General features: G+C 60.8%; 25 protein-coding genes and 1 tRNA gene. 14 read left to right on the top strand and 12 right to left on the bottom strand.

What is annotated here, in order from left to right:
• Window positions 1-416: 416 nt before the first annotated feature.
• Together ACWUKX_RS24395 and ACWUKX_RS24390 are read right to left on the bottom strand one after the other, a co-directional pair.
• Window positions 417-1,166, bottom strand: a complete 750-nt coding sequence (locus ACWUKX_RS24395) for a thermonuclease family protein (RefSeq protein WP_456009421.1) — start codon at window positions 1,164-1,166, stop codon at window positions 417-419.
• Between the two features lie 108 nt (window positions 1,167-1,274).
• Window positions 1,275-1,778: a hypothetical protein gene (locus ACWUKX_RS24390; protein ID WP_456009420.1), complete on the bottom strand. Its 504-nt coding sequence runs from the start codon at window positions 1,776-1,778 to the stop codon at window positions 1,275-1,277.
• A gap of 158 nt (window positions 1,779-1,936) precedes the next feature.
• Between ACWUKX_RS24390 and ACWUKX_RS24385 the strand changes: the two genes are divergently transcribed.
• A complete protein-coding gene (locus ACWUKX_RS24385; protein ID WP_456009441.1) occupies window positions 1,937-2,275 on the top strand; it encodes a low affinity iron permease family protein in 339 nt (112 codons plus the stop codon).
• Window positions 2,276-2,286: 11 nt separating this feature from the next.
• Here the strand turns inward: ACWUKX_RS24385 and ACWUKX_RS24380 are convergent, their stop codons facing one another.
• The gene (locus ACWUKX_RS24380) at window positions 2,287-2,469 is read right to left on the bottom strand and encodes a hypothetical protein (RefSeq protein WP_456009419.1); all 183 of its coding nucleotides are present in this window, start codon (window positions 2,467-2,469) and stop codon (window positions 2,287-2,289) included.
• Window positions 2,470-2,548: 79 nt separating this feature from the next.
• Here ACWUKX_RS24380 and ACWUKX_RS24375 point away from each other — a divergent pair, with 79 nt between their 5' ends.
• The gene (locus ACWUKX_RS24375) at window positions 2,549-2,842 is read left to right on the top strand and encodes a hypothetical protein (RefSeq protein WP_456009418.1); all 294 of its coding nucleotides are present in this window, start codon (window positions 2,549-2,551) and stop codon (window positions 2,840-2,842) included.
• A complete protein-coding gene (locus ACWUKX_RS24370; RefSeq protein ID WP_456009417.1) occupies window positions 2,839-3,210 on the top strand; it encodes a hypothetical protein in 372 nt (123 codons plus the stop codon). Before ACWUKX_RS24375 ends, ACWUKX_RS24370 begins: the two co-directional genes overlap by 4 nt.
• An 84-nt stretch (window positions 3,211-3,294) precedes the next feature.
• Here ACWUKX_RS24370 and ACWUKX_RS24365 read toward each other — a convergent pair whose 3' ends face one another.
• Together ACWUKX_RS24365 and ACWUKX_RS24360 are read right to left on the bottom strand one after the other, a co-directional pair.
• Window positions 3,295-3,759 (bottom strand): hypothetical protein, encoded by a 465-nt coding sequence (locus tag ACWUKX_RS24365; RefSeq protein WP_456009416.1) that lies wholly within the window; start codon window positions 3,757-3,759, stop codon window positions 3,295-3,297.
• Window positions 3,760-3,835: 76 nt separating this feature from the next.
• Complete coding sequence (locus ACWUKX_RS24360) at window positions 3,836-4,513, bottom strand: hypothetical protein (protein ID WP_456009415.1); 678 nt, start codon at window positions 4,511-4,513, stop codon at window positions 3,836-3,838.
• A 281-nt stretch (window positions 4,514-4,794) separates the two neighbouring features.
• On the opposite strand from ACWUKX_RS24360, the gene ACWUKX_RS24355 reads away from it, so the two are divergent.
• Window positions 4,795-5,088: a hypothetical protein gene (locus tag ACWUKX_RS24355; RefSeq protein WP_456009414.1), complete on the top strand. Its 294-nt coding sequence runs from the start codon at window positions 4,795-4,797 to the stop codon at window positions 5,086-5,088.
• Between the two features lie 161 nt (window positions 5,089-5,249).
• Window positions 5,250-5,570: a hypothetical protein gene (locus ACWUKX_RS24350; RefSeq protein ID WP_456009443.1), complete on the top strand. Its 321-nt coding sequence runs from the start codon at window positions 5,250-5,252 to the stop codon at window positions 5,568-5,570.
• Window positions 5,571-5,605: 35 nt separating this feature from the next.
• On the opposite strand, the gene ACWUKX_RS24345 is transcribed toward ACWUKX_RS24350, so the two are convergent.
• The 4 genes from ACWUKX_RS24345 to phaC all read right to left on the bottom strand — a co-directional run bounded on the left by ACWUKX_RS24345 (window position 5,606) and on the right by phaC (window position 10,111).
• Window positions 5,606-6,418 carry a DUF4238 domain-containing protein gene (locus ACWUKX_RS24345; RefSeq protein ID WP_456009413.1) on the bottom strand — a complete coding sequence of 271 codons (813 nt, stop codon included), beginning with the start codon at window positions 6,416-6,418 and terminating at the stop codon, window positions 5,606-5,608.
• Window positions 6,419-6,539: 121 nt separating this feature from the next.
• Window positions 6,540-6,614: transfer RNA gene (locus ACWUKX_RS24340), tRNA-Glu, on the bottom strand.
• Window positions 6,615-6,796: 182 nt separating this feature from the next.
• Complete coding sequence (locus ACWUKX_RS24335; protein ID WP_456009440.1) at window positions 6,797-7,939, bottom strand: YcbK family protein; 1,143 nt, start codon at window positions 7,937-7,939, stop codon at window positions 6,797-6,799.
• A 336-nt stretch (window positions 7,940-8,275) separates the two neighbouring features.
• Window positions 8,276-10,111, bottom strand: a complete 1,836-nt coding sequence (gene phaC / locus ACWUKX_RS24330) for a class I poly(R)-hydroxyalkanoic acid synthase (protein ID WP_456009412.1) — start codon at window positions 10,109-10,111, stop codon at window positions 8,276-8,278.
• 43 nt (window positions 10,112-10,154) lie between these two features.
• Here phaC and ACWUKX_RS24325 point away from each other — a divergent pair, with 43 nt between their 5' ends.
• The 5 genes from ACWUKX_RS24325 (at window position 10,155) to recJ (ending at window position 16,310) form a co-directional block, all read left to right on the top strand.
• Window positions 10,155-10,601, top strand: a complete 447-nt coding sequence (locus ACWUKX_RS24325) for a hypothetical protein (protein ID WP_456009411.1) — start codon at window positions 10,155-10,157, stop codon at window positions 10,599-10,601.
• A 62-nt stretch (window positions 10,602-10,663) separates the two neighbouring features.
• Complete coding sequence (locus ACWUKX_RS24320; protein ID WP_127319036.1) at window positions 10,664-11,881, top strand: LL-diaminopimelate aminotransferase; 1,218 nt, start codon at window positions 10,664-10,666, stop codon at window positions 11,879-11,881.
• 46 nt (window positions 11,882-11,927) lie between these two features.
• Window positions 11,928-13,241: a homoserine dehydrogenase gene (locus tag ACWUKX_RS24315; RefSeq protein WP_456009410.1), complete on the top strand. Its 1,314-nt coding sequence runs from the start codon at window positions 11,928-11,930 to the stop codon at window positions 13,239-13,241.
• A 239-nt stretch (window positions 13,242-13,480) separates the two neighbouring features.
• A complete protein-coding gene (gene glpX, locus ACWUKX_RS24310; protein ID WP_456009409.1) occupies window positions 13,481-14,464 on the top strand; it encodes a class II fructose-bisphosphatase in 984 nt (327 codons plus the stop codon).
• 61 nt (window positions 14,465-14,525) lie between these two features.
• Window positions 14,526-16,310: a single-stranded-DNA-specific exonuclease RecJ gene (gene recJ / locus ACWUKX_RS24305; RefSeq protein WP_456009408.1), complete on the top strand. Its 1,785-nt coding sequence runs from the start codon at window positions 14,526-14,528 to the stop codon at window positions 16,308-16,310.
• Between the two features lie 31 nt (window positions 16,311-16,341).
• Here the strand turns inward: recJ and ACWUKX_RS24300 are convergent, their stop codons facing one another.
• The 3 genes from ACWUKX_RS24300 to folE form a co-directional block, all read right to left on the bottom strand.
• Window positions 16,342-17,310: a patatin family protein gene (locus tag ACWUKX_RS24300; protein ID WP_456009407.1), complete on the bottom strand. Its 969-nt coding sequence runs from the start codon at window positions 17,308-17,310 to the stop codon at window positions 16,342-16,344.
• Window positions 17,311-17,394: 84 nt separating this feature from the next.
• A complete protein-coding gene (hisI, locus tag ACWUKX_RS24295; RefSeq protein WP_456009406.1) occupies window positions 17,395-17,865 on the bottom strand; it encodes a phosphoribosyl-AMP cyclohydrolase in 471 nt (156 codons plus the stop codon).
• A 130-nt stretch (window positions 17,866-17,995) separates the two neighbouring features.
• A complete protein-coding gene (gene folE, locus ACWUKX_RS24290) occupies window positions 17,996-18,631 on the bottom strand; it encodes a GTP cyclohydrolase I FolE (protein WP_287178327.1) in 636 nt (211 codons plus the stop codon).
• A gap of 240 nt (window positions 18,632-18,871) precedes the next feature.
• On the opposite strand from folE, the gene ACWUKX_RS24285 reads away from it, so the two are divergent.
• The 4 genes from ACWUKX_RS24285 to blaOXA all read left to right on the top strand — a co-directional run bounded on the left by ACWUKX_RS24285 (window position 18,872) and on the right by blaOXA (window position 22,065).
• A complete protein-coding gene (locus ACWUKX_RS24285) occupies window positions 18,872-19,318 on the top strand; it encodes an iron-sulfur cluster assembly scaffold protein (RefSeq protein WP_023801044.1) in 447 nt (148 codons plus the stop codon).
• A gap of 13 nt (window positions 19,319-19,331) precedes the next feature.
• On the top strand, window positions 19,332-19,688 hold the full coding sequence (yidD, locus tag ACWUKX_RS24280; protein WP_456009405.1) for a membrane protein insertion efficiency factor YidD: 357 nt from the start codon (window positions 19,332-19,334) through the stop codon (window positions 19,686-19,688).
• Window positions 19,689-19,754: 66 nt separating this feature from the next.
• Window positions 19,755-21,134, top strand: a complete 1,380-nt coding sequence (locus tag ACWUKX_RS24275) for a tetratricopeptide repeat protein (protein ID WP_456009404.1) — start codon at window positions 19,755-19,757, stop codon at window positions 21,132-21,134.
• A gap of 106 nt (window positions 21,135-21,240) precedes the next feature.
• Window positions 21,241-22,065 carry a class D beta-lactamase gene (gene blaOXA / locus ACWUKX_RS24270; RefSeq protein WP_456009403.1) on the top strand — a complete coding sequence of 275 codons (825 nt, stop codon included), beginning with the start codon at window positions 21,241-21,243 and terminating at the stop codon, window positions 22,063-22,065.

Here is a 22,065-nt window from a genome sequence, read left to right as displayed (position 1 = left end):
TTGCATACCAAGCCCGCTCCCATCGCGGGCCAAAGGTGCGCCACTCCTCGTCGGTCATCTGTCGGCCACCTGAAATCTGAGCGGCCTCTCGCGCACTCTTCGCATCAAGCACATACGTTGACGACAGAATGGCTTTCACCGCAGGCTCGTCATCCGGATGGGTTCGCAGATAATCGATTGCTCTGCGAACCCGCGCTTTGTGCTTTAACTGTCGGAACATTAGTTCGGAGCCTTGTTGGTCAGAAGAGCCACTAGCACCTTTTGCATCGCTAGGTGCTGCGGGCTTTTGACGTCCACCTCCCAGGCAGAATATCGGCTGTGCCAATCGAAATGCTCAGCCCTGAGGGCTCGCCGAAATGCTTTGGGTTCGATGCCTACCGCTTCGGCCATATCTGTAGCGGTTGTGGCCTTTCGTTTCATCTTTTCGCCTTCCGCCAGCCGGCAGCTCGCGCCTCAGCCTCCGAGCAGAACCGGCGCTCGCCCTTCGCCTCGGCAATCTTCGTATCGGCATAGAACTTCTGTCCAGGCATGTGGTAGATGCGCTCGCCGTCGGCTGCGATGTTGCCCTTGATGTTGCAGCCATCAAGAAGGCCGAAGCCGGTCGATTGCTCGCTGACGGTCTCGACCTTGTCGGCGTTCGCATCCCGCCAGTCCCATGGCTGATCGAAGCGGCCCTGCCAAACTCCGCGATGAGCGGCCTTGGCTGAGACTTGCTCGGCAGCGAATGCCCCGTTCGAATAGCGCGGCCAGTCTAATGCGAGGCCCTGCTCGACAAGCCAGCGTTGGACGCTGCGACCGTCTGCACGATCGCAATTCCCTACAAGCCGGCCGTACCGATCCCTGTCAACAAAACTGCAATTCAGCGGTCGCGAAGCTGCCAGGAACTTGTCCAAGGCTTGGGCAGCGCGGCGCCCGCATGGATATTCGAAGCCCTTTGCATCACTGCAATATTGTCGGCTCTCCGGCGCATCTATGCCGTTGAACCGGATGCGCTCCCCATGGATCTCGATCGTGTCGCCGTCGATGACAGAGGCGACCCCGGCGATCGGCGCCGGGGTCTTTCTGGTTAAGTTCTGCAGGTTGATCTCAGGCAGTGAACCGCTGTGATGCATGAGCTGCGTCATCAGAGCCGAAGCCGCGGCCACCATCACGAAAACAAGCCGCATAGGCACTCCAGCCAACCGGCGTGCGCGATACCACTTAGGTCCAGGGCGCTTTCGCCACTGGTCGGCCCGATTGTCGTAACGAGACCGCTCCACCATCCGCCGACGAATTCAGATTGGTGTCGGATTGATGCCGACGGCCTTCAATTTTGCGCCGAGCTTTGCCCTGGTCGCACAGGAGGCTTTGTTGCCGGCGATGCACTGATTGTTCGCAGATGACCAATCGAGGAGAGCCGTGTTGATCCAACTGCCAGGCGCCCGCATCTGCCCAAAGCCGCCCGCAGGAGCCGCCGGATTAGCCTGCGCTGCGGCCGCCACGGTTCCCTGGCCGTGCGGCGCACGTTTCCACCCGCTGATGATCAGGCAGTTCTTCATGAACTGATCTTGGGCGATAGCGTTGTCGAGAGCGTTGCCAATTCCTGCTCCCGCCACAAATGCAGGAGATCCGATGGCAATATAACCCCGATTCACCGACCGTTTCTGCAATTCACATTGAGCATGGGCTACATCGAAACTCGGGCCGTAGCCGATCTGCATGTAGTCAGCTTGATTGCTTGTCTGGCAGCCGCATAGCGCAGCAACGGCACCCAGCGCCGTCAATACTTTGATTTTCATCCCCAAGCCCTCCCAAGGCCAAGGGATAGCATCTCTCAAAGCGTCTATTTCCGCAAGAGCAGGCAACTATCTGGGTAAATTCAGGGCTTTCGATCGCGGAATCTTAATTTTTCCAGCCGGGTGTTGATGTTGATCCCGGCCCGCTTCAGACTTGGGTTCTGGTTCTATGCACGGCCTTGGTGCCGTTTGGACTGACCGGCGTAGTCACTTACGCTCTTTCGGTGGCGGCGATCATCATCACTTGCCTGGTGCTTATTCAAGGCTATCGCGATACCGCTGCAATCCACGCCAAGCTCGATGAAATTGTCGTTGCGTTGCACGAAACGCGCAACGACGTAGTAGGGCTGGAGCACGCGGAACCAGAGAAGATCAAGGAACATCTGGATAAGCTCGAAAAGGAAGCAGTAAAGACGACAGCGGCGCTAACCAAACCGCGCAAGGCAGCCACGGGTAAGCAAAAGCAGAGTCGTCGGATCGTCGAGGCTGACGATCTGTAAAAATGATGGGATCACAGAAACCGCTCGCCATCGTGGCGGTGCTCGAAGCAGAACCAATGCGATGGCTGCCGCGGCTTGGCAAAGCCCCATCCGGCATTTTTGCCGCAGCCCGGATGCTCGCACCTGTGGTGCTGAATCCCGGGGCGCGTAACAGGCTCCATTGCACCGGGAAGCCGGATCAGTTCGTCGCTCATCGGAATTCTCGCTTCAGATTGGTGGAAAGATTCCACAAGCCGTCTTGACGATCAAGGAAAATGTTCCTTTTTCGTTCTCATGGCGCACGAACCAATCGACACCCTGGGCAAGGCGACCCGGCACAACATGCTGGTCAAAGCCGAATGCAGTTGCGGCAACGTTCGCTATTGCCGGTCGGCCGACCTGATGATGGTCTATGGCGGCGGTGTCGACCCGCTGAAGCTCAAGTTCGACTGCAACCGCTGCAAGCCGACGATCAAGATCACGCTGCTCGAGGTGCATCCCGAGCACCTGCCGAAGCGGCTGATGATCCACAAGCCGATGAAGATCGACGGGAAGATCCATTGGACCACCGAGCGCTTTCGGGGATGAGCGAACGTCTGAAGGTTCGGTTCGCCTATCAACGGGGCTGGCAAGTCGTCGACGGCAGCACGGTGCTGCAGACATTCGAGGAACGGGACGACGCCTTTAGGTTTGTGCACGGGAAAGGCGCCCGCGTCTGGCTCGCGTGGTCACGAACGGTGATCGGCGGACAGACGGCGCCCTTCGACTTCACTGCGAGCTTTCAACAGGATGCCGTCGGACGGATCTTTAAGGCGGTACACGGCCCAGGCGCCGGCACCTGGTTCTGGACGTGCTTTGAAGGTGGCGCGCGTGACACCGTCGTCACCAAGGATGAGGCGGTGGTCGGCGTCGAGCGCGCCTACACTCGCCGCATCGTTGGGGCGGACGTGCGCTAAATCCAGCCCATCCGCGCCCCCGCCCGAGGCCCCGATCAGCGCTTCTTCCGAAGGCCACAGCGAGGCGGCAAGCGTTGGCAGCTGCTACGCTTTTTTGGGCGTCAGAAAGCCGAAGGCGAAGTTGGATGCTTCCCCGCGGATTCTCACTACGCTGCTAGCCGCCGCTCGAATTTCGTTGGCAGTCACCTCGAAGTAATGGTGCGTTGCATTTTGCCGGTTAAACCAGATCTTCTGCCAAGTCTTCTTTTCCACGAAGTATGCGTTCCAGGGGCCGTGAACGACACGGTTACGAAACGTGTTGAGTTCGCGCATCTCCTCGACGAGGCGACCGCGCTCCGCAAGATGGTTCGGTTGGGTGGTGTGACGGTCGACGAGCTCACCATACAAAGAGATCTTGCCGTTAAAGTTGTGCGCTTTCCGCAGCATCACATGGTCAGCGCCAAGCGCGGACAGCCAATGATCCATATGGAATTCCAGAAAGCCAAACTGCATTATCAAGCGTCCTATCGGCTCGTAAAACTCGCTCTCGTAGCGCTCGATCATCTCCATTAGGGATTTTGGAGTTTCCATACCAGGTAGCCGGATCATCAGGGCGCCGATCAAGGCGATGTAAAGCGGACGTAGATCACGCTTTGGCTGGCAGTTTGGCCTCCGCCGACAATTTCAACCCCAACCGCTTTTTGAGGAGCTGAAGTAGATTTTTCAATACCAAATCGGCCTCCGCAAAATCCCTATCCGCGCGGGATATGAGATCGGTCGCCAATCTGTTCGTCTCATAAAACTTCACAGCCTCGGGGCTTCCGGCTTTCATCGCGAACTCGCCCTTCCCGGTGGAAAAGTCGATGCGGTGGGGAGTCAACTGACTAAACGCGGCTCTCATAGCGCTAAAGGCGCTCCACGCAGGCAGAATGCTGTTATGGATTTGCGGAATTTTGGCAACGCTATTGAAGGTGTCGTCATCGCCGAGAGATAGCAGCATTCCCATTGTCGCAGCGTCAATGCTTATCGGATCGGGAATGTTCACAAGCGGCAATAGGAAGGTCGCCGGCGGTCCGTCGTGGTTATCCGCGGCGGCATGATCTTTGCACTCGTCGACATGCATCTTAAGGTCCCCAAGATTATTGACGATCGCAATTATCTTGAAGACCAGCGTGTAGGCCAACGCTCGCCTTTCTTGGGCCGATGTTTCCGCACGTTCCGCCTTCGCGGCAGTCAAGGCGCTTAGTTGTAGGAGATACGAAATAACGCCGCCGACCAATGATCCCACGACAGCGCCCGCTATTGCCGCCCAAAACTCCGACATTTCTTCCCCCTGTTTGCGTTGCTTCGCGCAGCTTTATGGATGCACAAGTATCTCCCCCGCAAGGGCGCGCTGACGATTTCACAGAGTGGGCGCCAGCCGCTCGACCACTTGACGCGCCCGAGCCGGTAGGGGTCTACGACGACTTCGCCTTCGTCATAGTAGCCTTCGCCCTCCCGCACGAGTAGAACATAATCCGCGGGCGCGGCCGTCAAGCAACACGCCTTCACCTGTCTTCTGCCAGTGTTCGGCGAACGTCCGAGCGGTTGCGGCGACGGTGCTCCATGAGAACCCGTAGGAGCCGGAGCGGCGCTCTCTTGCGCTGGTGCCGCGATACAGGCGCAGCGGTGCACCGCGATACGCATCTTGCCTGCTTCGGCGACGGCGACGATGTCGAGGCCTCTCTCGGCTGGACCACGGCCATTGATCAGCGCGTCACGATGTTGACCAACGATCAGGCGTGGATCGAGGACGGGGAGGAAGGCATAGACGATCTTCCACATGACGGCGACGAGCGCGAAGCCGATCCGGCCGATTACGACGTCCCCGGCTTTATCGAGGGCGGACAGGGGCTCTAAGCATCCGTCTGGACAAAATTTTTCGCACACGGCCCGGCTGCTTAAGGTGGCCGAGCCTTTTTGCGAAGTATCGCCCTCCCCAAGAAAAGAGCTTGCTTGACCCTTCAGGTTGCTAAACAAGTCTTACCCTTTGGAGCGAAATTTCCAAAAAAGGAGGAGCTATGCAGAGGGATGGAATCGAATTCGGCGATCCTTCAGCCGCTGTGGTGGCCTACATCCATCAACTTGAGGGCAAGGTCGGTGATCTCGAAACCAAGGTCGACAATCTCAAGAATGAGATCAGCCACCTGAGAACGGGTAACGCATTGTGGCTGATCGCGGCAGGGGTGGCGGTGCTATGCGTCAGCTATTGGGGCGTCCACTCGGGATGGACGTGGGTCCCGCTGGCCGCCGTTCTCCTTGTCGCGGGCATCCTGCGTTATCGCGAGGAACAGGCTACCGAACAGCGCAGGTTTGACGCCATCATGAAGGGGGATGGCTGAACTTTCCGTCGATCTGCTTCGGCTTCCGGGCCTCTTCACTTTTTCAGCGAGATCAGCAGATACTCTTCGATCATATCCCGCTCAGCTGCGCCGTAGGCGAATTGCTTCGCCTTCAACAGCGTGTCCCCGTTTACGGCGCGAACGAGCTCCCTGTCGGAACGCCTGTTGATGGCGGCTGCGACGCTCGGTGTGTCGGTCGCTAGGAATAGGTGTCTTGGAGACAGCGGCAGGGTCACAAGACATTCCGCCTCATAAAGATTTCCGGTCATGCTGAGCGGATCGTCACCAATCATCAGAGGCATCCTCGAACCGCTTACCTCCCGAACCGTCCACCTCATCGACAGGAAGCGCTCGATTGTCCGGCGCAGGGAGAAGAATCTCGACATAGCGACGATGCCTCCGTTGACGAGAGGGCCAGAAGGGTCACCTCGCACCCAATCCAGACGCGAAGAATCGCTTTCGGATAGCATTCGCTCCATTACGATAGTTGCTTTTGAATTCGCTTCCGCGATGACGTGTGGAACGCGCGCCGCCGACGCATTCAAGTACCGGGCCCAGTGACGCCTTTCTTGGGCACCGAGTGATCTAACACCTTTATCAATTAGCTTGGCCAAGAGCGGGGCAGCCCGGTTGTCGATGTCCCCCAAGATGAGTTCCTCGATCGCATTTTCCTTCGTCTCGGCTACGCCCTTGATGGCATACAGGCCGGCGGAGTAGGCCGTGGCGGCGGGAGCCACACGCTTGCTTACCACCTGGCCGGTTGCGGGGATGCGGCCCCACCTTAGGAGCCGGCCATCGGTATCGATCCATCGCTTCAAATGAAACTGCGCAAGGAAATGGTGGTCCACCGTTTTCTCTCGCTTCCTTTTGACGGCCTCAGGCTTTCCCTTGGCGGGCGGCCGATTCGAGCCCTATATTGGCCAAAAATTGGACAGAACGGTGAGGGGAAAGCTAAGTAATTGAAAAGTCTGGTACGCCCAAGGGGAATCGAACCCCTGTTACCGCCGTGAAAGGGCGGTGTCCTGACCGCTAGACGATGGGCGCGCTCAGATGTGAGCGCTTATAGTTGCGTTGCACCGAACCGGCAACCCGTCTGCCGCCGCCTGCGACAACTTTTTTCATTGGCCGCAAAACCGCGCATTTTCGGCGATTTAGCCCGGTTCGACCGTGCCGTCGTGAGGCGGCACATTGCGAACGTTGCGTAATGAGAGAGAGAGAGCCAGCCGTTACCGCCGCCGGCGGCAGCGCCAGTTCCAGTCGCGCTCGGGACCGACGTCGATGTGAACAGATTCGGTATGGCAGTAGGTGCCGACGCCGCCGCGCCCGGGCATGCTGCGGATGTAGCTTGCCAGTTGCGCTTTCGCGACGCCTGGAACCTGGATGTCGGCAGCGGCGCAATACATGTGCAGCGAATTCTTGGCGCCGTTGGCGCGGCGGTTGCGGGCCGGGTCACGATAGCCGGAGGTGACGATCATCTTCTTGCCGTAGTGGCCCTCAATCGTCTTCAGCACGCGGACCAGCGAAGGTTTCAGGCAGGCAACGTCGACATTCTCGGTCTGCTTCAAAAGACCGTTGGGCGCCAGCCGGGCAAGCCCGGCAGCGGATGCTACCTGATAGGCGCCGCCTTCATCCTCGTTCAGATCGACGTCGCTGTCGTCGTCGAGGCCGGATTTGCGCTTGATCTCGAAGAGTGCGGTTTTGCGTACGCCAGGCAGCGCGTCGTCGGTGAAATGGCTGGTATCGCCGATCGAAGCCAGTTGCACCGGCTTTTCAGCCGATTTGGCCGAGGCCAACGTGATGGTCGGCTTTGCGGCCGCCTTGGGCTGCGCCGCCGTCGATTGCTCGCCCGACCTGTTGCTGGTCTGCGGGGCAGGCGCCGCCGAGGCCGGCGTGGCGCTGAACAAAGAGGCGAGAAACCCCTTCTTCTTCGGCGCATAAGCTTGCGGCTGCGGCTCCCCGGCGGTCACATAAACCGGGTTGTTCATCGCCGGCGCGGCGGCCTCGGCCTTGGACTTCGGCGCGGTCGTGCCTGCATCGGCGGTTTCAGTCTTCTGCGTAGCAGAGCCGGCCTGTTCAACCGTCTTCGCGGACTGTTGCTGGGGCTGCGGCGTCTGGCCCGCAGCAGCCTCTGCGCCCGCTGGAGCCGTGACGGGGAAGCCGGCATCGGACTTGGCGCCTCCCTGAGGGGCTCCCCCCTGGGTTCCCGGCTTGGCCATTGGCACATAGCCGACCTGCTCGGGAAGGCTTGCGTCGCCCCTGGCGATCATCGTCATTTGTGAAGTCGTCATCTGCGATGACGAATCAACGGCGACCTGTTGGGTACCAGAGGCCGTGCTGATATTCGTAGCAGAGGCGTTATAACCGGGCATGCCGACTGATAGAGACGGGTCGCCGGCCGAGGTGCAGGACGCCAGGAGCACGGAGAAAAGCGCGGCCGCAATGGCGCGGCTTTCTCCCTTCGCGAGGCGCGATCCTGCTGATTTCAAAACAAAATTCCCCCTCGATGTCCGGCCGGTACGTCATTGGCGGCGTCGAAACGTCTCGCCGAAATAAATCCTTGTCCCCGAACGGAAACGAGACCTGTGTCAAATCCGCAAGCCCCAGAGTAATTCGACGGCTAAAGAGGAATCGAGACTGCTTGAGGGTTGACGACACCATTTCGCCCTCTTTTACCGGCGCGTCAACTCACCACACATTACAGAAGGTTACACACGCACCTTGACATAGGTGCCTGGCGCGTCGCCCAGGGTTTTCATGTGCTTGCCGGGTTTGCGGGCCGGCACGCGGGTGTTGTCCTTCGCCTCTACCCAGCGTTGCCAGTGCGGCCACCAGGAGCCGGGATGGTTTATGGCCTCGGCGATCCACTGGTCGAAGTCGCCCGCCGGCTTGCCGCCGGTCCAGTAGTGATATTTCTGCGCTGCCGGCGGATTGACGACACCGGCGATGTGGCCGGAGCCGGCCATGACGTAGTCGACTTCGCCGCCGAAATACTTCGAACCGAGGAACACCGAAAGCGCCGGCGCGATGTGATCTTCCTTCGCGGCAAGGTTGTAGACCGGGATGGTGACGTCCTTCAGCGAAACCACGCGGCCCGCCAGCTCCATCTTGCCTTGCGAAAGTCTGTTCTCGAGATAGCAGTTGCGCAGGTAGAAGGAATGGTTGGCCGCGCCCATGCGGGTCGAATCGGCGTTCCAGTAGAGCAGATCGAAGGGCAGGGGATCCTTGCCGCGCATGTAGTTGTTGACGACATAGGGCCAGATCAGGTCGCCCGAGCGCAGCATGTTGAAGGCGGTCGCCATCTTGGTGCCGTCGAGATAGCCTTTCTCGTTCATCGCCTTTTCGACGGCCGCAACCTGCTCCTCGTCGACGAACACTTTCAGGTCGCCGGCATAGGTGAAATCGACCTGCGTGGTGAAGAAGGTGGCCGATTTGATGCGGTGGTCGCCTTCCTGCGCCATCAGCGCCAGGGCCGCCGCCAGAAGCGTGCCGCCGACGCAATAGCCGACGGCATTGACGTCCTTTTCACCGGTGGCCTTTTCGATCGTGTCCAGGCCGTATTGCAGTCCCTCTCGGATATAGGCCTCCCAGCTCTTGGTACCGTGCCGCTCGTCCGGGTTGATCCAGGAGATGACGAAGACGGTGTGGCCCTGCTCTACCGCCCAGCGGATGAAGGACTTTTGCGGGTTGAGATCGAGAATGTAGAATTTGTTGATCCATGGCGGGCAGATCAGTAGCGGCCGCTTGAGTACGGTCTCGGTCGCCGGATCGTATTGCAAGATCTCGGCGACATCGCTGCGGCCCACCACCTTGCCGGGCGTCGTGGCGAGGTTCTTGCCGATCTCGAAGGGCGAATAATCGGCCTGCCGGAGTTTCAGGTCGCCCTTGCCGGCGGCGATGTCCTCGGCCAGCATCTTCATGCCGCGCACCAGGTTTTCGCCATTCGAAGCGACGGTCTCGCGAAACAGCTCCGGGTTGGTCAGGATGAAATTCGACGGCGAGATGGCGTTGGACACCTGCTTGACGTAGAAGCTTGCCTTGTGGCGGGTGTGCTCGTCCAGGCCATCGGCGTGCTCGACCAGTTCGGCCGCCCAGCGCGAGGTGACGAGATAGGCCTGCTTGAGGAAATCGAAGAAGGCGTTGCGGCCCCATTCCGGGTCCTGGAAACGCTTGTCGCCGGGCTCGGGCTTGACCGCGTCTTCGGCATCTTCGCTGCCGGCGCTGAGACGCTGGATGGAGTTGGCCCAGACGGTCATGTAGCCGGAGAACAGGCGCGTCTGCGCCTCCAGGGCACGCTGCGGGTCGGAAAGCCAGTATTCGCTGAGCTTGGAGAAGGTTTTCACCATGTCGACGACCGGCTCGGCGACATGATCGCGCACGTCGCCTTTTTCGCGCGGCTCGGCCCATGCGGAAGCCGCCTTGCCGGCCTGCTCGATCATGCGCGCCATGTTCAAGGCGAAGCGCTCCGGGTCCTTCACCAGATATTGCTCGACGGTCGAAGCCTGGTCATCTTCCGCTTTGCCCGAATCGGGTGTTTTGGACATGGTTCGCGGGGTTCCTCCCGAAGCGTTTTCTTGACATATTATCATGGGACATCGGACAGGGTCCAACGCGCTCTACCTCGGCTGCCAAGGAAACAATATGACGATTAATATTGGCGAAACTGTTTTTTCTGGCACTGGTCGTTTATGCCGCATGGGCGCGGCGGTCGTTTTGCTGGCGATCGCCGGCTGTTCGAGTACCAACATCGAGGGCGCCACGCCTGTCGCGGCTACCGACGGGCCGAAGAACACCGGCACCTATCCGAACCTGAATATCCCGCCGCAGGTGGCGGCGAAGCAATTCACCGAGGCGGAAAAGAACGCCAAGCTCGCCCAGTTGAAGGCCGACGAGCAGGCGCAGGCCTCAAAGGGCGGAGCGGTCAAGGCCGCGAACCCGGCGGCGCTGAACACACTGGCAAGGAAGCACGGCGCCGACGCGCTGAAGCAGATCGAAGCCAAATGCGATCCTGCCCTCGACCCTACCTGCAAATAAGGTTATATCGCGCGACCGACAACCACCTTCGCCAAAAACCACTTTGACCGTCTGGAATTGACATGGAAGAATTTCACAAGGTCCGCCGGCTTCCGCCCTATGTCTTCGAGCAGGTCAACCGGCTGAAGGCCAGTGCCCGCTCGCGCGGCGCCGACATCATCGACCTTGGCATGGGCAATCCGGATCTGCCGACGCCCAAGGCCATCGTCGACAAATTGTGCGAAGTCGTGCGCGATCCGCGCACGCATCGCTATTCGTCGTCGCGCGGCATTCCGGGCCTTCGCCGCGCCCAGGCCAATTACTATGGCCGCCGTTTTGGGGTGAAACTCGACCCGGACACGCAAGTGGTGGCGACGCTGGGGTCGAAGGAAGGTTTTGCCAATATGGCGCAGGCGATCACCGCCCCCGGCGACGTGATCCTGTGCCCTAACCCGACCTATCCGATCCACGCTTTCGGCTTCATCATGTCGGGCGGCGTGATCCGCTCGTTGCAGGTGGAACCGGACGACGGCTTCATCCCCGCGCTGGAGCGCGGCATCCGCCATTCGATCCCGAAGCCGCTGGCGTTGATCCTCAATTACCCGTCGAACCCGACGGCGCAGGTCGCCTCGCTCGATTTCTACAAGGAGGTGGTGGCGTTCGCCAAGAAGAACGACATCATCATCCTGTCGGACCTTGCCTATTCGGAAATCTATTTCGACGGCAATCCGCCGCCCTCGGTGCTGCAGGTGCCGGGCGCGATCGACGTGGCGGTCGAGTTCACCTCGATGTCGAAGACCTTTTCCATGCCCGGCTGGCGCATGGGTTTTGCCGTCGGCAACGAGCGGCTGATCTCGGCGCTGACCAGGGTCAAGTCCTATCTCGACTACGGTGCCTTCACGCCGATCCAGGTGGCGGCTGCGCACGCGCTCAACGGCGACGGCGCCGATATCGCCGAAGTTCGCGACATCTATCATAAGCGTCGCGACGTCATGGTCGACGCCTTCAGCCGCGCCGGCTGGATTGTCCCGGCGCCGGCGGCGTCGATGTTCGCCTGGGCGCCGATCCCGGAGCCGTTCAAGCATCTCGGTTCGCTCGAATTTTCCAAGCTTCTGATCGAGCACGCTGACGTGGCGGTGGCGCCGGGTGTCGGCTTCGGCGAGCATGGCGACGACCATGTGCGCATCGCGCTGGTCGAGAACGAGCACCGGATCCGGCAGGCGGCTCGCAACATCAAGCGCTTCCTGGCGTCCAGCGCCAAACAGCCCAACAATGTGGTGCCGCTGGCCGCACATCGTTGAGCGCCTGACACTACACCGACCAAATTCTTGGGGGGCGTCGCCGGACATGGCTGAAGCGTTGCGTGTTGGAATTGCCGGTCTCGGCACCGTCGGCGCGTCGGTGGCGCGCGTGCTGCACGACAAGGCGGCGGAACTGACGCGGCAATGCGGCCGCGAGGTCGTCGTGTCAGCCGTCTCGGCCCGTGATCGCAAACGCGACCGCGGCGTCGATCTCGGCGCGGCCAAGTGGTTCGACGATCCGGTAGGAATGGCGCAGACCGCCGATATCGACGTGTTCGTCGAGCTGATCGGCGGCGACGAGGGACCGTCGCGAACATCCGTGAAAGCAGCGCTTGAAACCGGCCGCCACGTCGTCACCGCCAACAAGGCGCTGCTCGCCAAGCATGGCGTGGCGCTGGCCGAGATCGCCGAGAAGAAGGGCGTGCTGCTCAATTACGAGGCGGCGGTGGCGGGCGGCATTCCGGTCATCAAGACGATGCGCGAGGCGATGGCCGGCAATTCGGTGACCCGTGTCTTCGGCATCCTCAACGGCACCTGCAACTATATCCTGACCCGCATGGAAGCCGAGGGCCTGTCGTTCGACGCCTGCCTGAAGGACGCGCAGCGGCTGGGCTATGCCGAGGCCGACCCGACTTTCGATATCGAAGGCCACGACACCGCACACAAGCTGTCGATCCTGACCAGCCTTGCCTTCGGCACGAGGATTGCCGCCAACGACATCTACATGGAAGGGATTTCCAACATCAGCCAGGCCGACATCCGCGCGGCCGGCGATCTCGGCTACCGGATAAAGTTGCTCGGCGTCGCCCAACGCACGGAAAGCGGGATCGAACAGCGCGTGCACCCGACCATGGTGCCGACGGCCTCGGTCATCGCGCAGGTGCACGGCGTCACAAATGCGGTGGCCATCGAAACCGATATTCTTGGCGAGCTTTTGCTCTCCGGTCCCGGTGCCGGCGGTAACGCCACCGCATCGGCAGTGGTCGGCGACATTGCCGACATCGCCAAGAGCCGGCCCGGTTTCCAGCACGGTCCGGTCTTCGGCCTGCCGGCGAAGGAATTGCGACCTTACAAGAAGGCGCAGATGCGCAGCCATGCCGGCGGCTATTTCATCCGGCTGACCGTGCATGACCGCATTGGCGTCTTTGCCGCCATCGCCAAGCGCATGGCCGACAACGACATTTCGCTGGAATCGATCGTGCAGCACGCCGCCGGGCCGGATACCGCCCTGCAGAAGACGGTGATCCTCGTCACCCACGAGACGACAGAAGCGGCGGTCCGCAAGGCCGTCGACGGCATCACCAAGGACGACCATCTGACCGACAAGCCGCAGGTCATCCGCATCGAGCGGGCGGAATAGGAATTCTTTTTCTCAAATCGATTGATATCGCTGCGCTTTCAAGAAAGACCCGCCCAGGGTCTTGCTGTTGTCATGGAGCTTTGACACAACCGGCGCGCCTCTAACGCATCGGCCCGGAAATCGGAATCGATTTTCGGGAAAGCACGATGCGTAGATTCAAAGACTTAGAGCGTCCTTTGCGTGTCCAATGGACGCGGCGCTCTAACGGGAGGCAATGTGCCAACGAGGATTGTCCACCGATGAACATTGCCCAGAACATCGTCGCCGGCCTTGACCGGATACTCACCATGGAACTGGTGCGTGTCACCGAACGCGCCGCGGTTGCGGCGGCCAGGTTGCGCGGACGCGGCGACGAAAAGGCCGCCGACCAGGTCGCAGTCGACGCCATGCGCGAGGAGCTCAACCGCCTCGCCATCAACGGTACGGTGGTGATCGGCGAGGGCGAACGCGACGAGGCGCCGATGCTCTATATCGGCGAAGAGGTCGGTTCCGGCAAAGGCCCGGCGGTCGATATCGCGCTCGATCCGCTCGAAGGCACGACGATCTGCGCCAAGAACCTGCCCAATGCGCTGGCCGTCATCGCCATTGCGGAAAAGGGCAGCCTGCTGTTCGCGCCCGACGTTTATATGGACAAGATCGCCGTCGGCCCGGGCTATGCGGATGGCGTCATCGACATCGATGCCTCGCCGGCCGAAAACATCGCCAGCCTGGCCAGGGCCAAAGGCGTGCCGGTGCCGGAGATCACCGCCTGCATCCTCGACCGGCCGCGCCATGGCAGCCTGATCGAGGCCGTGCGCGCCACGGGCGCTGCGATCCGGCTGATCGGCGATGGTGACGTCGCCGGCGTCATCCACACCACCGATCCGGAGGAAACCGGCATCGACATCTATCTCGGCACCGGCGGCGCCCCGGAGGGTGTGCTGGCGGCGGCAGCGTTGCGCTGCACCGGCGGCCAGATCCAGGGAAGGCTGATCCTCGACACGCCGCAAAAGCTGGCGCGCGCGGCGAAGATGGGCATCTCGGACCCGAAGCGGGTTTACCGCACACAAGACATGGCGCGCGGCGACGTGCTGTTCGCCGCAACCGGCGTGACCGACGGCAACATGCTGGCCGGGGTCAAGTTCGGGCGCAATTCCATCACCACGCATACGATCGTGCTGCGCTCGTCGTCGCGCACCGTTCGCGAGATCAAGGCAAGGCACCAGGATCTGGAAAAGTTTTGATTCCCGACTCGGCTAGCCGTCGCATATTGTGAGAAATGACAATCCGCAGACGGCGCGTCGCATGACGGGCGAAAACCGTATCTTCCTCGATGTCAGGCAGTCGGCATCAGGTGTTTCCTGGGAACACCGGCTGACCGAGCGGCAGGACATGACTGCGCTTGCGATAGCGCAAGGCTTTGGCGTGCCGGACATCGTCGCGCGCGTCCTTGCCGGGCGCGGCGTGACCGCCGAGCAGACCGAGCGGTTCCTTGATCCGACCATCCGCGATCTTTTGCCGGACCCGGCTTCGCTGACCGACATGGACAAGGCCGCCGCCCGCATCGCTGATGCGATCGTGACCGGGGAAAGAGTGGCGATCTTCGGCGACTACGACGTCGACGGCGCGGCCTCATCGGCGCTGCTCAAGCGGTTTCTCACGCATTTCTCCGTGCCAGCGGAGATCTATATACCGGACCGCATCTTCGAGGGGTACGGACCCAATCCGGAAGCGATGCGCGAACTCGTCTCGCGCGGCGCGACGCTGATCGTCACCGTCGACTGCGGCACCAACAGCGCCGTATCCATCGACGCGGCGAACGCTGCCGGCGCCGATGTCGTGGTGCTCGATCATCACCAGCTCGGCGGTCCGTTGCCGGCAGCGGTTGCGGTCGTCAATCCCAATCGCGAGGACGACCTTTCGGGGCAGGGCCATCTTTGTGCCGCCGGCGTCGTCTTCCTGGCTCTGGTGCAGACGGCGAAGATCCTGCGCGGCCGGTTGCCGGATGCCGCACCGCCGGATCTGCTCGGCTTGCTCGACCTCGTTGCGCTGGCCACCGTTTGCGACGTTGTGCCGCTGACCGGTGTCAACCGCGCCTTCGTGGTCAAGGGACTGCAGATCGCACGCCAGCAGAGGAACGAAGGATTGGCGGCATTGGCGCGGGTCTCGCGCATCGGCGAGCCGGTCAGCACCTTTCATCTGGCCTATCTGATCGGCCCGCGCATCAATGCCGGTGGGCGCATCGGCGACGCAGCACTCGGCAGCCGCCTGCTCGCCACCGACGATCCCGTCGAGGCCCGCACCATCGCCGAGACGCTGGACCGGCTCAATCAGGAGCGGCAGCAGATGGAACAGGAAATGCTGGCCGCGGCACGTGTCGAGGCCGATGCCGAGCTTGCCGGCGGCAATGGCCCGGCCGTCGTCGTCACCGCCAGCTCCAACTGGCATCCGGGCATCGTCGGCCTGCTGGCCTCGCGGCTCAAGGACCATGCGCGCCGGCCGGCTTTCGCCATCGCCTTCAACGCCAATGGCGTCGGCACGGGGTCGGGCCGTTCGGTGTCGGGCTTCGATCTTGGCCGACTGGTGCGCGACGCGGCCATTGCCGGGCTGATCGTCAAGGGCGGCGGCCATGGCATGGCGGCCGGCATCACGGTGGAGCGGGCGAAACTTGGCGCGCTCAGGGCCTTCTTCGAGGAACGAGCGGCGGCCGAGGTGTTCCGGCTGCAAGGCGAGGAAAGCCTGGCGATCGACGGCGCGCTGGCCGCCGAGGGCGCGACGCTCAGCCTGCTCGATGCACTGGAGAAAGCCGGCCCGTTCGGCGCCGGGCATATCGCACCGGTCTTCGCGCTGCCGCGCCATCGCCTTGCCGATGCGAGGCCGGTCGGCACCAATCACATCCGCGCCGAGTTGCAGTCGGAAAGCGGCGGCCGCATCCAGGCGATCGCCTTTCGCGCCGTCGATACGGCGCTCGGCGAATTCCTGTTCAAGAACAGGGGCAAGCCGGTGCATGTCGCCGGTTCGCTGTCGGGCAATCACTGGAACGGCAACCGCACGGTGCAGTTCCGCATCGTCGATGCCGCACGCGCCTGACAATCGCCTCCCGATTCTGCACGGATCGCGTTTAAGCCAGAACCGTCTGCAGGCGGGCCAACTCGTCGATCTGGGCCATTGTCACCTGATAGCCAATGCGGATCGCCTCGTCGGCGCGGTGGAATTCGGTCAGGCCGATATGGCTGAGTTTTGGCTGCAGCGACATATCAGGCGGGTCGCCGGCAAGACGCGCCCTCGAAATGCGGTCCTGGATGATGTTGAAGGCTTCGACCATAACGCCGGTGATGCCGAGCCGTGTCTGGTACTGGTGCCCTGCGTCGCTCTGGCCGGGCCTTGGCGCGTCCTTCTCGACGAGCAGTTCGCCGGCGCTGTGCTTGATGACGGCGGCGCGGCCGAACAGATCGTAGTGAAGGTTCACCGCGACCACGAGCGGCTGCTCGTGGGCGCGGCAGACCGAGACCGGGACCGGATTGACCAGCGCGCCGTCGACCAGCACGCGCCCGTTGCAACTGACCGGTTCGAACACGCCGGGCAGGGCATAGGAGGCGCGCATGGCGGTGATCAGCGAGCCGCCCGACAGCCAGATTTCATGTCCGGTGCGGATCTCCGTGGTGACGCAGACGAAAGGTTTGGGCAGATCCTCGAAACGGATGCCGGCCATGTGCTCGCGCAGCCGTGCATCGAGCTTCATGCCGCCGAACAGTCCGCTGCCGCGCAGGTTGAGATCGAGAAGACCAAAAATGCGCCGCTTGGTCAGGCTTCTGGCGAATTCTTCCAGCTCATCCAGCTTGCCGGCAAGATAGCAGCCGCCGACCAGCGCGCCGATCGAGGTGCCGGCGATCATCGACACTTCGATGCCGGCTTCGTCGAGCGCGCGCAGCACGCCGATATGGGCCCAGCCACGCGCGCAGCCGCCGCCCAATGCCAGCGAAATGCCTGTTTTCCTGGCAGGGCTCTTTTCGGATGCACCGGCGGACGATGAAAGGCCATTCGCCTCCCGAACGTCAGGTCTGTTATGCAATGACGCCCACGCGAGCATCACAATCTCCCTTGTCCCGCGGCTAACCTATCGGCAGGCCGTATCGAAATCATGAATATACGTGATTGCAGTTCGGCGAATGGTTCAAATGGATGGTTCATGGGGCTTTCGATACGTTTCTTGCGCATCGAACAGCGGCTTGCTGCCATCGCTGGCAAGCGTCCCCTTGCCGTCGTTCAGTCCCACCGTCCGATAAAAGCAGGAACGCCGGCCGGTGTGGCAGGTTGCGTCGTGGCCCATCACTTTGACGCGCAGCCATATTGCGTCCTGGTCACAATCCGTGAGCATCTCGACGATTTTCTGAACATTCCCGGACGTTTCGCCCTTCTTCCACAGAGCGCTGCGCGAGCGCGACCAGTAGTGGGCGATGCCGGTTTCCAGCGTCAGCGCCAGCGCCTCGGCGTTCATATGCGCGACCATCAGCAGCATGCCGTCTTCGGCATCGGTAACGACGACGGTGACCAGGCCGCCGGCATCGAAGCGCGGCGAAAAGACCGTGCTTTCTTCCAGTGTTTTCTTGTCTGATGGAGCTTTCGGAAATTCCACTGCCGACATCGCCGGTCCTTGTTCAGAGCCTCGCCCATAGGATCGGAATGGGCGAGGCGCTGTCCTGTTGTTTGGCCATGATCTCGATCCGAGAACCGGTTCTTTCTCGCGACCATGGCTGGCGGCCGGCGAGGATGGTTCAGCCCCTGCCGCCGCGCACCATGGTGACGAAACGGACCTGTTCCTCGGGCGTGTCCTTGAAGACGCCGGTGAAGGTCGAGGTCAGCGTCGTCGAGCCTTCCTTGCGGATGCCGCGCATGGCCATGCACATATGCTCGGCCTCGAGCATGACGGCGACGCCGCGCGGATTGAGCACATCCTGGATGACGCCGGCGATCTGTGCGGTCATCGCTTCCTGGGTCTGCAGGCGCTGGGCAAAGATATCGACGACGCGGGCGATCTTGGACAGACCGACGACCTTGCCATCCGGCAGATAGCCGACATGCGCCTTGCCGATGATCGGCACCATGTGGTGCTCGCAATGCGAATGGAACGTTATATCCTTGACGAGGACAAGGTCGTCATAGCCGGCGACTTCCTCGAAGGTGCGGCCGAGTTCTTCGGCCGGGCATTTGTCGTAGCCGCCAAACATTTCGCGATAGGCCTTCACCACACGCTTTGGCGTATCGACCAGGCCCTCCCGGTCCGGGTTGTCGCCGGTCCAGCGCAACAGCGTGCGCACCGCGGCCTCGGCTTCGGCTTCGCTCGGCCGGTCGGTGACCGGCTTTTCCATATAGGCGGAAGGGGGCATGAATTTCTTGATGACGGCATCCATAAAGGCGTCTCCCGTAGTTCCCCTCTCAGGAGGAACGAGTTGAACGGACCACGACCTTTCGGGTGTTAGAAACGTGCCCTGTTTCCAACCCGTAAGCGGCGTGAAGTGATTTGAGCAGGGACGCGGTTGTTGGTTGCCTTGTCCATACCCGAGTACCAGCATTATATATGATCGTTGCGAGCGAAAGGAAGGCCGTCTGCGGCAATCGCTGTTCGCTCGGCGGCGACGGATTGGAAAAATATGATCGACGACGTCTACAATGCGAAAATTCTGGGATTTGCCGGGAATATCGCGCGGATCGGCCGGCTCGACCATCCCGATGCAACCGCGCGCGCGCATTCCAAGCTGTGCGGCTCGACAGTGACCGTCGATCTGAAGATGGATGACGGCATCGTTACCGATTTCGCCCATGACGTCAAAGCCTGCGCGCTTGGCCAGGCGTCGTCCTCGATCATGGCGCAGCATGTCGTCGGCGCCAGCGCGGATGAATTGCGCAGCGTTCGCGAGACTATGCTGAAGATGCTGAAGGAAAACGGCGCGCCGCCGCAAGGCCGCTTCGCCGACCTCAGATATCTCGAGCCGGTGCGCGACTACAAGGCGCGCCATGCCTCGACCATGCTGACCTTCGATGCCGTGGTCGACGCGATCGGCCAGATCGAGAAGAAGCGCGCCGAACAGGCAGCGTAGCCGTCAAATGGCGATGGATCACACGCATCAGAGGCCGCGATACACACGCAACTGGCCGGGCCCGTGGCGCAAGACGCCCGGCCGAATTTTTGGCACCTCGCTCGTGCGCTTCTACCAACTGACGCTGTCCGGCTTTGTCGGCAATTCCTGCCGGCATTTGCCGACCTGCTCCGAATACGCGCACGAAGCTATCGCCCGCCATGGGCTATGGGCCGGCGGCTGGATGGGTTTTTTCCGCGTGCTGCGCTGCGGGCCGGGCGGAACGCATGGCATTGACCGGGTGCCGGAGGTGCTGGCCGAGCGCTATGTCTGGTTCACGCCCTGGCGGTACTGGCGGATCGGAAAAAAGGATCCGGCCGCAAACGGCTGAACTTCCCGTATCAATTCAGCAATGTTACCGTTCACCGGGCGAACATGGTGGTGGTTGGGGAAATTAATGCTGAAGAGATCTTTGTCAGCTGCTTGCTTGGTGCTGTCCTTGTCTATTTCAGCCTGGGCCGACGATGCACGTGACGCCTACGAAAAAGGTGATTTTGCCACAGCATTGGAGCTGTTTCAGCCGCGTGCCGACAAGGGAGACCCTGAGGCTGAGTTTCACATCGGTCGAATGTATCACTTCGGCCAAGGCGCAATAAAGAAAGACCTGAAAAAAGCTGCCGAATGGTACAGCAAATCGGCTGGTCAGAGGTTCGCTCGGGCGCAAAATAACCTGGCTGTGCTTTACGTGCAAGGTGACGGAGTTCCTAAGAATGTTGCCAAGGCAATAGAACTATACCGCAAGGCCGCCGACCAAGGTTTCGCTCATGCTCAAACTAATTTGGCGAACTCTTTTCATAGGGGTCAGGGTGTGCCGCAGGATTATGGAAAGGCGGCAGATTTGTATCGCAAGGCCGCCGACCAAGGTTTCGCGCATGCTCAAACTAGTTTGGCTATCCTTTATTTCAATGGTCAGGGTGTGCCGCAGGATTATGGAAAGGCGGCAGAGTTGTATCGCAAGGCTGCCGACCAAGGTTTCGCTCATGCTCAAACTAATTTGGCTATCCTTTATTTCAATGGTCAGGGTGTGCCGCAGGATCATGGAAAGGCAGTTGAGCTGTATCGCAAAGCTGCCGATCAAGGCTTTGCGCCCGCTGAGGTGGGACTGGGCGAAATGCTTGAACTAGGGCTGGGAGTGGCCAAAGATCCTTCACAGGCAGCCATTTGGTACCGTAGGGCCGCGGATCAGGGACTCGCGGATGCACAAACTCGGTTAGGCGCAATGCTCTTGGTTGGTAGGGGCATTCCTAAAAATTATGCAGAGTCGGTAGCCTGGTTTCGTAAAGCCGCCGACCAAGGTTATGCCAAAGCACAAGGCTATTTAGGTGCAGCCTATGACTTCGGTTACGGTCTGCGGCAAGACTACCACCAAGCTGCTATCTGGTACCGTAAGGCGGCTGAACAGGGAAATCTGCCAGCCATAACAAGTTTGGCTTCTATGTATCAGATAGGCCGCGGGCTGCTAAAGAATGAAGAAGAGGCTGCGAGGCTGTATCGACAAGCGGCCGAACAAGGTTTCGCACCCGCACAGAACGGGCTGGGAGAAATGCTTCGAGATGGCCAAGGCGTAAAGCAAGACTATACTGAATCCGTTGTCTGGTTTCGTAAAGCCGCTGCGCAAAATCAAATGAGCGGAATTCAAAATTTAGGACTTGCGTATGCATATGGCCTGGGCGTGGCCAGAGATGTTAGCGAGGGTGAGTCCTGGCTACGAAAGGCCGCTAAGATGGGCTATGCACCGGCACCCAAGGCGCTAGAGAAATTACGTCAATTGCAATGACTATTCACGATTTGCTAACCTTAATCGCACGTTGCGCATTTAAGACAAAATCGAGACAAGAGGCCTCGCTAAGCCGCTCCTGACACGCCTCAGGAGAGATTGCCCAATGCGCCAGATAGACCGCCGTCCATTCGTTTTCGCCTTGGTTATCTACCTTCTGGCCTGGCTTTTTGGTTTTCCGATCGGCGCTCAATCGGCGCCGCTGAAGGAGGTCGAATGCACGCTGATCCTGGATGCTGCAAGCGGTGAGACGCTGTATCGGGATGGGGTCTGCGACCAGCGCTTCAGTCCCGCCTCGACGTTCAAGGTGCCATTGGCGCTGATCGGCTATGATTCGGGAATCCTGCACGACGAGCACGCGCCGGCCTGGGACTACAAGCCCGAGTTCAAGGCGGTCAAGCGCGACCAGAAAACCGTCAACCCGACGATCTGGGAAAAGGACTCGGTGCTGTGGTTTTCCCAGGAAATCACCGGCCGGCTCGGCAACGAGCGGTTTGCCGGCTACGTCTCGAAATTCGACTACGGCAACACCGATGTTTCCGGCACTCCCGGCAAGAATGATGGCCTCACCCGGTCCTGGGTGAATTCTTCGCTTAAGATATCGCCGGTCGAACAGGTGAATTTCATGCGCCGCCTGCTTGCCGGCCAACTGCCGGTTTCGGACAAGGCCCACGCGATGACCAAGGCGATCTTGCCGAGCTTCCGGTCAGGTGGCTGGACGGTCCAGGGCAAGACGGGGACCACCAGGCTTGGCGACAGCACCGAAAAACGCTCGCTCGGCTGGTTTGTCGGCTGGGCCAACAAGGATTCTCGCAGCATCGTCTTTGCCCGCCTGGTAATCGATACGAAACGTTCCGATACGCCCAAGGGTCCTCAGGCGCGGGCGAAGTTCCTGAAACAGCTGCCGAATCTCGTCAACAAGAGCAAGTGA

It is taken from the genome of Mesorhizobium sp. f-mel, from assembly GCF_053850215.1.
Note: the sequence above shows the minus strand (reverse complement) of the source record. Positions and strands in the feature narration are given on the sequence as shown.